The 15,579-nt window shown below is 38.3% G+C and carries 4 protein-coding genes; 1 reads left to right on the top strand and 3 read right to left on the bottom strand.

The annotated features are described in order from the left end of the window. The first annotated feature begins 21 nt into the window (after positions 1-21). A complete protein-coding gene (bioB, locus tag IRZ80_RS19280; protein ID WP_194643731.1) occupies positions 22-1,107 on the top strand; it encodes a biotin synthase BioB in 1,086 nt (361 codons plus the stop codon). 83 nt (positions 1,108-1,190) lie between these two features. On the opposite strand, the gene IRZ80_RS21180 is transcribed toward bioB, so the two are convergent. The 3 genes from IRZ80_RS21180 to IRZ80_RS19265 form a co-directional block, all read right to left on the bottom strand. Next, on the bottom strand, positions 1,191-4,172 hold the full coding sequence (locus IRZ80_RS21180) for a T9SS sorting signal type C domain-containing protein (protein ID WP_194643729.1): 2,982 nt from the start codon (positions 4,170-4,172) through the stop codon (positions 1,191-1,193). A 368-nt stretch (positions 4,173-4,540) separates the two neighbouring features. Then, a complete protein-coding gene (locus IRZ80_RS19270; protein ID WP_194643727.1) occupies positions 4,541-9,424 on the bottom strand; it encodes a LamG-like jellyroll fold domain-containing protein in 4,884 nt (1,627 codons plus the stop codon). A gap of 715 nt (positions 9,425-10,139) precedes the next feature. Beyond that, positions 10,140-15,353: a hypothetical protein gene (locus IRZ80_RS19265; RefSeq protein WP_194643725.1), complete on the bottom strand. Its 5,214-nt coding sequence runs from the start codon at positions 15,351-15,353 to the stop codon at positions 10,140-10,142. Positions 15,354-15,579: the final 226 nt, after the last annotated feature.

The following is a 15,579-nucleotide window of genomic DNA, read 5'->3' as shown; positions in this document are numbered from 1 at the left end:
AAGCATCAAAATAAAGGATCAATGAGTATCACAAAACACAACTGGACAAAAGAAGAAATAATTGCTATTTATAATAAACCTATGATGGATCTGCTTTTTGAAGCGGCTACTATCCATAGGGAACACCATGACCCAAATGTAGTTCAAGTATCAACTTTAGTATCTATTAAAACAGGCGGCTGTTCTGAAGACTGCGGGTATTGTCCGCAGGCGGCAAGATACAATACTGGCGTTGAAGGAAACGATTTAATGTCGGTAAACCAAGTAAAAGCGCAGGCACTTCAAGCCAAATCCGGAGGTTCTTCACGCGTATGTATGGGAGCTGCCTGGAGAAATGTGAAAGACGGTCCTGAATTTGACCAGGTATTAGAAATGGTACGCACCATCAATAAAATGGATATGGAAGTATGCTGTACTCTGGGAATGATTACCGAAAACCAAGCGCAGCGATTAGCAGAAGCCGGACTTTATGCTTACAATCATAACCTAGATACTTCTGAAGATTATTACAAAGAAGTAATCTCTACCCGCGGATTCGAAGACCGTTTACAAACGATAGAAAATGTTCGTAAAACCAGCGTTACTGTATGTAGCGGCGGTATTATAGGAATGGGAGAAAGTGTTGAAGACAGAGCTGGAATGCTTGTAGCACTGTCGACTTTAAATCCTCAGCCGGAATCCGTGCCTATCAATGCATTAGTTGCTGTAGAAGGCACCCCTATGCAGGATGAAAAACCAGTTGAAATCTGGGAAATGGTTCGAATGGTTGCAACTACGAGAATCGTTATGCCGCACACACAGGTGCGTTTGTCTGCCGGAAGAACGAATATGAGCCGAGAAGGCCAGGCCATGTGTTTCTTTGCTGGTGCCAATTCTATTTTTGCGGGTGATAAATTATTGACAACTCCGAACCCAGATGTAAACGAAGACATGAAAATGTTTAATTTATTAGGGCTGAAACCACAAAAACCATTTAAGAAAGCAGCACAAAGACCTTCAGTTGAAGCTGCAGATTCTCAATTTGAGTCTTTAGGAGAAAAGCCAAAATGGACGCGCCCAAATCATACTATCGAAAGAAATCTAGAGGTTTCTATCAAAGGAAAATAATCCTCTTTATATAAAATTACAAACCCCAATTTCATCCTGAAATCGGGGTTTTATTTTTTTTGAGTAAATCATTAGTTAAAAATTTAATCCTTAAAAATGATTTTCTCGCTGATTCTTTTTCCGTTTTCCAGCTGTACTGCAACAATCAACAGCTGATTGCTGGCCGTTATATGATCTATTCTAAATTCGTTTTTATCCACTTTATTATTCTCATAAAGCAGGTTTCCTTTCAAATCATATACTTTTACAGAAGACATAATCTGATCAAAGGAATCAATTTTTATCTGCTGATTTTCTAACAGCACAGCTGCTCCTTTTCTCTTTCTTCCAAAATCATCTGTTTCCAGTGAACTCTTTGTATACCTAAGTACAAAACGGTTTTTAAACTCTCCAATTCCAGTCGTAAAAGAATAAGAGCCTTTGGTCAGATCATAAATTGTTCCGGCTGTTTTGTCTTCTAAATAAACAGCGTGATTAGTCAATACTCCATCAGTCTTCTCAATACTTATTTCAAATGCTCCTGCTATAGTGCTTTTATAACCCAATGGCACTTCATCAGCTTCATCAAATGGAAGCTGACGCCCCTGAATAGTATAATTTTCAGAATTGTTAATACTGAAAAAATCAATAAATGCATTCCCATTGCGGCTTACACCATCATACAGATTATCAAAATCATTAGTGGCTCCAGTAATATATCCAATCAATAATTGTTTGAAAGCGCCGCCATCATTGGTCAGATTAAGCCAGATTCTGTTCGTTTCGGTTTTTTCTTTTTTAACTGTATTTGCCTGTCTGAAAAACTGACTGTTAGATCCGCTGGCAGAAACCCGCATTGAATTAGTAAATGTAAAACTACCGGCAATTTTGCTGACTACAAAAAAGGACTGGCCGGCAGCGATCTTACCCGATGGCTGTGAGCCGTCTCCAATTCCGTCTCCATTTATATCCGTACTTTTAGCGGCCGCGGCAGTAGCCACACCCCCTGTAAAATTATAAGTCGCATAATCATCAGAAGTATATACAAACTTAGTACCAGCATTATTTAAACTTCTGGAAGTATTATGTGTCCAAAAATATAAAGGACCGCTGATTATCGAAATATTACCTGCAATAAATAAATTGGCATCTACAGCAGATGCATATGGATTTCCAATTAAATTGGTTTTCATCACTCCCTGTCCGGTTATAGAAATTGAACCATTGTTTGGAGCTCCGGTAAACACAACACTTTGAGAAGAAACTGATGGCGGCACTCTGGCAATAAAACCCTTTGCAGCAGTCATAACACTTCCAGTAGACTCTGAAACCCAAGCTCCATTAGCATAACTCCAGTATTTATCACTGTTAGGCGATAAAAGCCCTAATGTCTGTCCCGTTACTGGTGAGCTCCAGTACACATAATCAAAATCTTTTACAGCTGATGTGGTCCGTTTATAAATAATACTCCCCGAATTGACCCCATTATCATTTAACTGAATTAAACCCGAATTATTTTCAAATGTTAGTGTTCCTTGTACATTCAGTCCGCTCTGAATCGTTACGACAGCATTACTGTTGTTTGCCAGTGCAGCACCAACTACTATACTTACCCCAGAATTAATTTGGCACGAACATGCATTTAATGGTGAAGTTATAACTGCATTTCCTGAAAAAATAACTGCATTATCCAAAGAAGGTTCTCCTGCAGGCGACCATGAAGAACCGCCCCAAGTTTTAGTAACTGGTGAATTGATTACAACGTTTCCAGTCGATGACGAAAGACACAAACCGCTTGCTGACGAGAAAGTATAATTACCCGCAGCTAAACCTGAAATAGTCATAGTACCTGTGGCATTAGAAATGGAATAACTATTAGGCACAGTTCCTGTTTGATATACAGTTCCTGAAACGGGCAATCCGCTTAAGATGATACTTCCAGTTGACACAATACAATTTGGCTGTGTCGTAGTTCCTAAAACAGGCGTACCTGGAAAAATACTTACCGAAACATTAGCGGTATTATTAGCACTCATTGTGCTTTCACAATCAACCGATTTTAATTTTGTTATAGTTATTGTACTTGTCCCGTTAGTCGTTAATCCATCTGCTGTAAAAGTCCCGCTTCCAGCAACTGTAACCACCATGGAAGCTTCAAGATTAGTTCCCGCCGGAAGACTTCTATCATAAACTACTGTATAAGTTCCTATCGGCAATCCTGCAGCGCTGGAGCTTACTGTCACAGTCGATGTTCCTGAACTGACACAAGCATCTGAAGCCGTGACATTATTTGCAATACTATAAATTGGACACGTATAGCTTACAGTAATTTGACCATTTCCTCCTTTTCCTCCTGTACTATTAGCCAAGCTCAACAATGTAAGACCGCCACCGCCACCGCCGCCAAAATCGGCACCATCACCTCCAGAACCAAGTAATGTCCTACCCGATCCGCCTGTACCACCACTACCAGTACCCCCAGTGCCACCCGTAGTTCCGCTCGCTGCTAAACCAACTGAACCTGAACCAGCACCGCCTCCGCCGCCTCCGCTTGACAAACCTATTATGACAACGTTGGCAGCACTAGCACCTGTACCCCCTGAAAAGCCACCAGAAGTGACACCGCCTGCACCTCCAGCGCCATAATTCCCATTAGAAGTAGCTCCTTTTCCTCCAGTTCCTCCACTCGCAGTTACTGTAGAAAAAATAGTTGATCCGCCGTCAGTACCATTCATTGTTGTTGATATACCTCCTGTCCCTCCCTGACCAATAGTATAACTAATTTGAGCATTCGCTGCAACAGGTGTAACAGAAACTGTTCCTGTTTTGAAACTCCCGCCGCCACCGCCACCGCCAGCTGCGCTTAAAAAATTAGAACCGCCGCCACCGCCGCCAGCTCCCCAGCAATTCACAGTTAAACTAAGAATTCCTGCTGGAACAACAAGAGGACTCGATGCCTGAACTAAAGTCTTATTAATGGTCTGACTATAAAAAGGAAATGAAACAAAAAAAAACAGCAGCAGTAAAAAGTGAGCTGTATTAGCTGTTATTGTCAATGCACCGAAAACAAAGTAGTTTTTATTCATAGTTTTCCCATTTATTAATGATTTGAAATACAAACAATTCAGTATATATCGCTAATACCATTTACTTAAATGTATCTGGTTATAAAAAATCTTATGATAAAATATTTGACCTGTTAACCCTGAGAAAATATCTAAGTGCTTTTGTTTTAAATTACTGTGCTTGAACAAATAATACCATTTATGAATATAAAACAGTCTTTTTGTTTTTCCTCACCCTAGCCCTCTCCCAAGGAGAGGGGATAAAAATTAGATCATTTTATATTTATAAATGGTATAAAAAAAACTTAAAATGGTAACAATAGAACAAAAAAGTACTTTTAAGAAGAAGCTTAATTTCTTCAGCAGAGTATAATCACTTTTAGCTTCTATTAATTATGAAAGACAATTTTTTCGCTGATTCTCTTACCGCTCTCTAATTGAACTGAAACAATCAATACCTGACTGCTGACAGCTAAATGATTTACAGTAAATTCATTGCTATCCACTTTATTGTTCTCATAAAGCAGACTGCCTTTCAAATCATACACCTTAACTGAAGACATAATCTGGCCGAAAGAATTAATTTTTATCTGGCTGTTTTTTAACGAAACAACGACTCCTTTTTCATTGGCTTCATTGTCATCTGTACCCAGTTTAGAAGCTGTAGAATAACGAAGCACAAAACGGTTTTTAAACTCTCCGGCAGCAGTAGTAAAAGAATATGCTCCTTTAGTCAGATCATACATAGTATTCATTGTTTTATCTTCTAAATAAACTGCATGATTAGCCAGAACTCCGTCCGTTTTTTCAATACTGATCTGAAACGTTCCTGCTATAGTGCTTTTGTAACCCAATGGCACTTCATCAGCTTCATCAAATGGAAGCTTACGTCCCTGAATGGTATAACTCCCTGAATTGTTTATGCTGAAAAAATCTACATATGCATTCCCGTTAAGTGAGATTCCATCATACAGATTATCAAAATCATTAGTAGCACCTGTTAAATAACCAACCAATAACTGCTTGAAAGCACCGCCGTCATTGGTCAGATTAAGCCAAATTCTGTTCTTTTCAATTCCTGCAGTTTTAGCAGCATTAGTCTGTTTAAAAAATTGGCTGTTAGCCCCAACAGCTGAAACCCGCTGTGAATTAGTAAATGTAAAATTCCCGGCAATTTTGCTGACTACAAAAAAAGACTGGCCCGCAGCAATCTTACCTGAAGGCTGTGTCCCATCACCAATTCCGTCTCCATTTATATCTGTACTTTTTGCAGCCACTGCAGTAGCCACTCCTCCTGTAAAATTATAAGTCGCATAATCATCAGAAGTATATATAAATTTAGTACTCGTATTATTTAATGTTCTGGAAGTATTGTGTGTCCAAAAGTATAAGGCACCATTTATTATTGAAGAATTATCTGTTATAAATAAATCAGCATTTAATGCAGAAGCATATGGATTTCCTATTAAATTGGTCTTCATCACTCCCTGTGCGGCTATTGATATAGAGCCATTATTTGGTATTCCAATAAATTCTACATTTTGGGGAGAAGTATACCGAGGCACTCTGGCAATAAAGCCTTTTCCTGCAGTCATTATACTGCCGGCTGACTCTGAAACCCAAGCTCCATTAGCATAACTCCAGTATTTATCACTGCTAGGCGACATAAGTCCGAGTGTCTGATCGGCCACGGGTGAACTCCAATATACATAATCAAAATCTTTTACAGGAGAAGTACTGCGCTTATAAATAATATCGCCCGAATTAACAGCAGTATCACTGCCCTGAACCAAGCTCGCATTATTCTGAAATGTCATATTAGTAGTAGACACAATATCAAGACCTCCTTCTATATATAATACAACTCCCGAATTAACGACTACTGAACCCGAATTAATTTGGCAGGAACACATATCCGTATTGGACGAAACTGTAAATGTATCAGATACAGCTCCGTTAAAAACAGCTCTTTTTGAAAGAGAAGGCGTCCCATTCGACCAAACAGCCCCATCCCAGGAAGTGTCTGAAATAGTAGATGATGCAATCGGAATATTTGCAGAATTAGCAGAAAAACATCCCCCTTCTGAAACTGCCACGGTATAATTCCCTGATGCCAGTCCTGGAATAGTTACTGTAGTTCCTCTGCCTGAATACGTATCGCCATTACTAAAATTTAAACTCCAATTGCCTGCCGGCAGCCCGCTTAATGCAACACTTCCTCCTGGTCTGGTACAACTAATCTGCTGCACTAGTCCAATCACTGGCGAAGCAGGCGCTAAATCAATATCAGCCTGAATTACATTAGACGGCGTAACGACTGTACCGCAAGTCGCGTTTGATGACCGTACCCTGTAATAATAACTGAATCCAGAAGCTAGTCCAATTACTGAAATTGATGTGACATTACCAACATATAAACTATTATAGCCTGATACGAAACTGCTAAATGCAGGATTTGTGGACACATCTAAATAATAAGCATCAGCACCAGAAACCGCATTCCAATTAGCATCGAAACCGCTGCATGATAAATTTGAGGCACTAATAGCTGTTGGCGAATTTATCTGCAGCGTAGCGTAAGTAATTACATTTGAACTTGTACTCACTCCGCAGCTGCTGTTTTTTCGTACTCTATAATAAACATTTCCAGCCGATAATCCTGCCACTGCATAGCTCGTTACGTTCCCAACATTTAAGTTATTGAAACCAGAAACAAAATTGGTAAAATCAGAATCAGCAGCGACATCCAGCGAATAACTTACAGCTCCCGCTGATGCAGTCCAATTTGCTGTAATGCTATTACTGCATCCTGCTCCTGTTCCTGCTAATGCAGTCACTACACTGGCAGAACCTACTGTAAATGTAGCTCCATTAGGACTGCTCACACCAATTAACGAGACAGTAACTTTATATTCACCAGTTGATAAATTAGTTAAATTCTTTGTGGTAGCTGAAAAAACAGCATCTCCTGTTTTCTGCCAGACATAAGTATAAGGATCTATCCATTCAGGACTATTCTGGAAAGTTCCGTTATTACCGGCCGGATAAGAATAAATTATAGTTCCAGAACCTATGGCAACATTATAACCTGCTATAATTCCAGTTTCGTAACCTGAATACGTTGTAGGTCCAAAAGCCAAAGCAGCGATAGCGTTCGCCGAAAGTGCCGTGCTGTAAAGCCCTAACTTTGCGACCTGTCCTGTAAATGAATCACCAGTTACATTATAGACGCCGCTTCCAATCTTAGCGTTATTTGAGGAACTGCCATAATTTGAAGTAGTAACAACACCTCCTGTTACAGCAACACTGACACCATTTAAATAGATCTTGACAGTTGAACCATTCCCTACAGCTGCTATATGATGCCAGGATCCATCCCCAAGAGAAGCTGGGAGTGTTGCAGTAACTGCCCCTGTAACTGGTGTTGAAAGCTCAATAGTTGTTGAATTGGCAAATCCAAATTCTATGGCATCATTCTGCCCAAATAAACTCATCCTGCCCGTAACATCTGCGATATTAAATTTAATCCAGCCTTCAATAGTGAATGCACTTCTATTAGAAAGCAGCGAACTTCCTAAATCAATGTAATCATTATCGGCTCTTATAAATTTTATGGCATTGTTCATATTCGTTATTGTAATCGCCCCGTCTGTACCTGCAGCGCAGGAAGCCTCTGTCACAGTAGCAGCAGGAATGGGCAGCAAAGGAAAAATAGTCATTACTGCTGATGCATTAGAACAGCCCGCCACAGTATAAACAATAGTAAATATTCCCCCTGCGCTGGCTGCTAAATTAACTTCACCAGTCGAAGTATTCAAGCTCAGTCCAGGAGGCGTTGCCGAATACGTTCCGCCTGTTGTGCCGCTTTGTGTAACGGCCACTTTCCCAATAGCGATGTAAGCATTACCTGGATAGGATATTGTAGGCGGCGGTGTAAATCGATAGACTTGTCCCGATGCTGGCTTAGCAGCGATATCTGTTGTAAAAACAGCAGACTGAGCCGTAGGACTTGCACTTGAATTATTTAAAGTCAAATAATTACCGTTTGCATCGTAAATCCCAATAGTTGCCGATGGTGATTTTACAGCTATTGTTTCTTGATTGTAATAATACTCTATTATATTAGAACTTTCATAAAGCCATATCTGAAAAGATATAACATCTCCATTGGCAGTATGATCCCATTTTTGATGATACCATTCTATCTTAAATATCCTATTAGGAGCGGCATCTGCCGTAATGTACCTTATTTTTTCAGTACATTTCAAATCATCCCAAAGCGGCATCAGAGCAGGTTTTATCAACGCAGCGTTTGTGACACTATTGACAGCATTCTGAGTATTTGTAATTGTAGTAGGCGATCCAAAAGTAAGCCAGCCGTTTGGAGACACAATTATATTTGTATAAGCAGTACCGCCAAAGGTAAAAGGAAAATCCAGTGTAATGGGATTTGTAATACCATCGTCATCTACTGCACCAATCCCCCCCACAGGTGAAGTCGAAGTTAAAATCCCATAAGTGGCTGCTGAAGCAGAAAAACAATATTTACTGGCTTCCAATCCTGCGGAAGATGGCGGCGTAAATCTATAAATCTGCCCAGATGCCGGCTTAGCGGCAATGTTATCTGTAAAAACAGTATAATCAGCAGCTGGACTTGTTCCAGAATTTGTAAGTGCCAAATAATTTCCATTTGCATCACACATTCCAATTGATGCACCTCCTGAACCATTGGAAACCGATGTGGCTCCCTGACTATATAAATATTCAATTACATTTGTAGTTTCAAAAAACCAAACCTGAAACGAAACCGTATCTCCCGAAGACTGTGCATCCCATTTCTGCTGGCTCCATTCCACCTTAAACCTTCTGTGTGGATAAATTCCGGTTGTTATATATCTTGGCTTTACAGTACATTTTAAATCATCCCACAAAGGAAACAAAACAGGTTTTATAACACCTGCATTTGCCAGGGAATTGGTACTGTTTTGAGCGTCTGTTACTATCGGCGTGCCAAAACTAAGCCATCCATTGGGCGAAACTTGTATTGTAGAATAAACTGTGCCTGCAAAAGTAACGGAAAACGGTAAAGTGATACTAGTAGAAACACCCGTATCTGCTGTTGCAGATAGTGATGTGTCAACAACTCCTGCAACTCCGCCAAGCGAAATGTAATTACCTTGTATGGACGTAAAAGTATAACTGCTTGCGGATTGACTAAAAGAAAATTGAAACATTAAAAACAGCGGAATGCATAAAAATAATATCTTTTTCATTTTAAGGGGGATTAAAATTATACTCAAGTATTCGAAATTATATGCGGATTCAAAACCTTTTAAATATCCAATAAAAAAGAAATGATAAACAACTAATTAACGCTGTGTTCTAAAAATCATAAATCATTTAATTTCAAATGTTTAAATATTTATATTGATTAAATAAATTTAATAAAATGAAATTAAATAAATCGTATAAAAGCGTATTTTATCGTTTAAATGCATGTTTTATCGTTATTTAGTAAAAAATAACCTATGAAACACCTATTTTTGAATTAAAGCAAAACAATTCGTGAGAAAAAAGTATGTTTTTATCAGAAAAATTACAACTTATTTTCATTAGAATGCAGACAAATTAAAAAAAATGAAGTGATAATTTTCTTATATTTTAAAATATAGGATAATTCAATTTTTTAGAGAGGGCTAGGGTGATGAAAAACAAAAAGACTGTTTTATATTCATAAATGGTATAAAACCTTTATTAACTTTTAAACAAAAAATCCCACCCTGAATAAACAGAATGGGATTTTTTTTTTTAAAAAGAGTATTTACTTAGAGCCTGTTTAAGTTTTATTTATTGGCTCTCTTATGATGATTTTTGGTTACAACTTCGTTAAATTTTCATACAATAGTTCTGCTATTTTATAAAAATTTGCCTTGTTTCACTCAAAAATCCTCTAATAATAAATCTCAAAAATAAAATTTAAACAGGCTCTTAATCGTGAAAAATAATCTTTTCACTTAACCATTTACCGTCTTCCAATTGTACCATAACAATCATAAATTGGTTACTGGCATTTAAAGTATCAATAATAAATTCATTCTTGTCTACTTTATTTTTATCATAAAGTAAGCTCCCTTTCATATCATAGACTTTTACTGAATTTATCGTCTGATCAAAAGAATTAATTTTTATCTCGCGGTTTCTTATTGATACAAAAAATCCTTTGCTTTTTGTTACTATATCTCCTGTACCTAATTTAGAAGTATTAGTATAACGAAGCACAAAACGGTCATTAAACACACCTGTCGCTGTTGTAAACGAATACGAGCCGGTTTTCAGGTCATGGATAGTATTGGTTAATTTATCTTCCAAATAAATGGCTTGATTCACCATACCGCCGTCAGTATTATCAATACCGATCTGGAATGTTCCTGCTATCGTGGATTTATAACCTAATGGAACTATATCACCTTTGTCAAACGGAAGTGCCCGCCCCTGAATTGTATAACCCTTAGAATTATTTACACTATAAAAATCTACATAAGCATTACTATTAAGAGTTGGTCCGTCATATAATCTATCAAAATCATTGGTCGCACCTGTGACATAGCCCACTAAAAGCTGCTTGAAAATTCCCTCGGTATTTGTCAGATTCAGCCACACTCTATCCTTTTCAAGCTTTGCCTTTTTCTTAGTGTCTGACTGTCTGAAAAACTGGCTGTTATCTAAAGCACTGCCGTTATCAAAACGCAACGAATTGTCAAATTTAAAATAATCATCTAAGCCGCTGACCACAAAGAAAGATTGTCCTGCTGCTATTTTTCCCGAAGGAGTTACACCTGTACCCAGACTGCTTGGCGCAGTCGAACCTCCGCCTGTCAGGTTATACATCGCATAATCTCCAGCTTCATACTTATATGCTGTTCCTTCATTATTAATTTTTCTAGCACTAAAATGTGTCCAGAAATACAAGTATCCCCCTAAACTGTCATTACCAACAATATCGCTATTGCTAAGAATAAACGAATCTGCATCTATAGCGGAAGGATATGGATTACCTATTAAATTAGTTCTATCAACACCTTGAGATCGAATAGATACGGCTCCATTGATAGGCACTCCCTTAAACTCAACACTTTGTCGGAAAGCAGGATCGCTGGTACGCACGCGTATAATATAACCTCTTGCAATACCCATTATGGTACTGGATGGCTGTGCTTCCCAGTTCCCGGTAGTGTACCTGTAATATCGGTCACTTGACCACAAATCACTTAATTTCTGATTGTCTACAGGAGAACTCCAGTACACATAATCATAATCTTTCAGCACAGGAGTAGTACGCTTATAAGTTATTGCTCCGTTATTTACTGCGTTATCATTTGACTGCAGCAAGCTCGCATTGTTCTCGAATATCAATTCGCCCTGTACATCCAAACTGTTTTTAATATTCAAAACTAATCCAGTACCGTCTACAGTACCATCAGCAGTACCAATAGTAACCTTTTTACCAGGATTAATAACACTGGAACAGGAATTTACGGAAACAGCTTCACTGTAATCGGCATCAAAAACAACAGCGTCATCAACAGTAGGCACTGTAGTTGGAGTAGAACCAATAAACCATCCGGAACCTTTCCACGTTTTTACAACCTGATCAACATTTACACTAGCTGAGGAAACAGAAGTTCCATAAGCATCCGTAACTGTAAAAGTATAGTTCCCGCCTGTTAAACTTGCCAGCGTATAAGTATTTCCTGATCCGGAAACAGTACTGCCGACACCATCTTTTGTAACATTAAGCGTCCAGCTGCCAGCAGGCAGATTATTGAATGATATACTTCCTAAAGTACCGCACTTAACAGAAATTACATTAGTAGGTATTGGAGCTGGAGGCGCTATTGAAGTTAAAGTCACAAACAAAGAACTTGGACAAAGCATATTATTAGCAGTAACAGTAACATTACCGCTTTGAAATTCTGTACCGGTCGTAACCGTTATTTGATTAGTTCCGCTTCCAGCCGTAATACTCCATCCTGTTGGAACAATCCAAGTATAGCCCGCAGCTCCAGAAACTGCTGCTATACTAAAAGTAGCCGTAGTTTTTTCAGAAAAAGTAGTATTACCGCCAGAAGCTATAGGCGTACCGCCATTTAGCGAAATACCTCCTGAATCTGGTTTAACATTCAAAGTAATATCTATACCGGCAACACCTGCAAAACTCTTGATGCAGCTTGGCGAAGCGCTTGTCACAGTTACTCCTGTTATCTGTAATACTTTACCATTATCAGCCGCTGTTAAATTTCTTGTATCAAAACTAGCTTCTCCTGCTACAGCAGTTAAACCAGTAATTGACGTCTGCGCTATACCGTCAATAGTATAGTCAACTGTTGATGTACTGCCTGATAATAAACCTGTCAGCTTTATAGTCGCTGGCGAACTATAACAGGCAAAAATTGTTTGTGTGGCAGCTATTAATGTTGGGGCTGGGTTGACTGTAATTGCAACTGCTGTACCATTTGTTGTTCCGCAGCTATTCGTTGCAAAATAACGAATGTTCTTGCCGTTATCTGCAAAAGTTACCGTGTAAGGCAATGTTAATGTTCCATAAGTACTTCCGCCTGATGTAGTAGATATCTGCCAGCCTTGTGAAGTAAGTGCTGAACCATTTGCTATAACAGCAGGTGCTGTAGGATTCAGAGAACTTCCCGCGCATAAAGCAGTTGGTGGTGTTATTGAAGCTATTGCTGGAACATCATTTATTGTTATTGCAACTGCTGTACCGTTTGTCGTTCCACAGCTATTAGCTGCAAAATAACGAATGTTCTTGCCGTTATCTGCAAAAGTTACCGTGTAAGGCAATGTTAATGTTCCATAAGTACTTCCGCCTGATGTAGTAGATATCTGCCAGCCTTGTGAAGTAACTGCTGAACCATTTGCTGTTACTGTTGGTGCCGTAGGATTTAGAGAGCCACCCGCGCATAAAGCAATTGGTGCTGTTATTGAAGCTATCGCTGGCTTATCATTTACTGTTATTGCAACTGCTGTACCATTTGTTGTTCCGCAACTATTAGTTGCAAAATAACGAATGTTCTTGCCATTATCGGCAAAAGCTACCGTGTAAGGCAATGTTAATGTTCCATAAGTACTTCCGCCTGATGTGGTAGATATCTGCCAGCCTTGTGAAGTAATTGCTGAACCATTTGTTGTAACTGTAGGTACTGTAGGATTCAAAGAACTTCCAGAACATAATGCAGCTGGTGATGAAATTGTTGCAATAGATGGAACTACAGGCTGAGCATTTATAGAAAAATTAGTAACTGCAGAAGTCCCACAACTTATATTACTGGCAGTTATTGTATAGCTGCCTTCTGGAGCATTTATCGTAGAACCCGATTGGGTCACTCCACTATTAGGTGCTATATTATAGGTATATGAAGCATTATAATTTGTAATCATAAAACTTCCTTTTACTGTGGCACAAGTTGGTTGAGTTATTGTTCCAATTGTTGGGGCAGCTATAGGTCCAACTGTAATTAAAATTGAGTTAGAACTTATTTTATTACAACCAGCATAATTGGTAATAACTCTAAAATAGGTATTCTGAGTTAAGGATCCGATTGTTGCTCCACTAAGAGTTGTCGCCGTTGAATTGATATCTGTTGGATTGGTAAAGGCAGCATCACTTGATTTTTGCCATTTTACAACGGCTCCTGAATTACCTGTCAAAACTAAATTTGATGGTGAATTACCAGAACAAATTACTTGATCAGAACTTAATGTTCCTCCACTTGTATTAGAATTCACTATTATTGTAAAAGGATAATACTGACTCGAACAGGTATTAGTCGCATTAAGAGGCTTAATAACACGGATACTAGCATTATATACTCCTGCAGACAAACAGTAAGGTATATTTAACGTAATACTTCCTGAATTACCAGACACATTGCCATGCAAGTTAGTAAAACCTGCAGCTATTGCTACTGGATCAGTATATACAACATCAAATTCAGAACCATTATTAGCAATATATGATAATGTTGTCGAAGTTGATAATTGTGTTACTTGTGGATTTGTTCCTAGTGTTATAAATAATTCTGGATTAACAACTACACTAATTGATGATGAGTAAACTGGCGTACAAGACCCATTACCTACTAAAACTCTATACTCCCAAGTTCCAGACTGTGAAGGTGTATCTGTATAGTTTACAGTAGTAGTATTAATATTTGTCCATGAATTGCTACTATTAAGTCGCTTTTCCCAACGCACTATAGAACCAATACTATTGCTTAGATGCAATGAAACAGAGGAATTTATACAAACTGGAGTTGTAGCATAATCTAAACTTCCGCCCACTGGAGTTGGAGTTATAACAACAGTGGTTGACGCCTCCGTAACAAAAGTATTATCCTTAATTTCAACCGTGTAGGTTCCCGCAACACTAGCGCCTGCGTTAGAAATAGTATAAGTAGGGCTTGAACTTGCTGTAGGATTTGAAATTCCTGTACCAGACCATTTATAGGTATAAGTATATGGACCTCCAGATGTTGCCGAAGGCGGAGTTGCTGTAAGCGTTAAAGTACTTCCTGTACAAACAGGAGAATTTGAAGATGCACTTCCGTTTCCTCCTCTGGAAGTAAATTCTCCAAAATTAGAAAGAGCTCCTCCTCCATTTCCATTACAAGCTGAAACTTTATAAGATCCTATATAAATAGCGGTATTGTTACTGCAAGGACTTCCTGAACCCTGTAATACTGCCCCTGAATCAATTCCGAACGAAGTGTTTGCTGGGAATGAAATCGTGTTATTACCCCCAATTTCCATAATACCATTCGATTTCAATGTTACGCTCGTGGTTTGAACAGTGTAAGAGCCACTAACTATTAATTTTCCGCTACCCGTACCTCCAATTACTAAAGAAGTAAAACTATTTGGTAAATTAGTATTAAGTGTAATTGCAAAACCTCCTTGAATTGTTACCGTTCCAGTTGCTCCAGCCACAGCACTCTGACCTGGATAATTCGTTGCAGGAATCCAAATAGAACCATCAAAGTATTCCCAACTAGCAACAGCTGTCCAAGTTCCAGAAGCTTTTGAACGATAATCTCCTGTTGTCTGCCCAAAAACTGTGCTGCCAAATAAAATAACAACAAACAATAAAAAGCCCGCTAAAATTTTAGGTTTAGGTAAAATTATTTTCATATGATCTGGGGTTTTGTGGTATTTTAAAAATACACTCTTTTTAGATTGATTTAATATCTAAATAAACACGTATTTTTACGTGCCAAAATTAAACAATAAAAAATTATATTATCAAAAAAAATACTAAAATACCTGATTAACAAATAACTAACTTTAAAAACATTTATTTATAAGTTTATTTTCACAAACATGCATCGTATAATTATCAAAATTCCTATGTTTTAGA

The organism is Flavobacterium sp. HJJ (assembly GCF_015351475.1).
GTDB lineage: Bacteria > Bacteroidota > Bacteroidia > Flavobacteriales > Flavobacteriaceae > Flavobacterium > Flavobacterium marginilacus.
The sequence above is the reverse complement of the archived record's forward strand: the minus strand, read 5'-3'. Positions and strand labels throughout refer to the sequence as shown.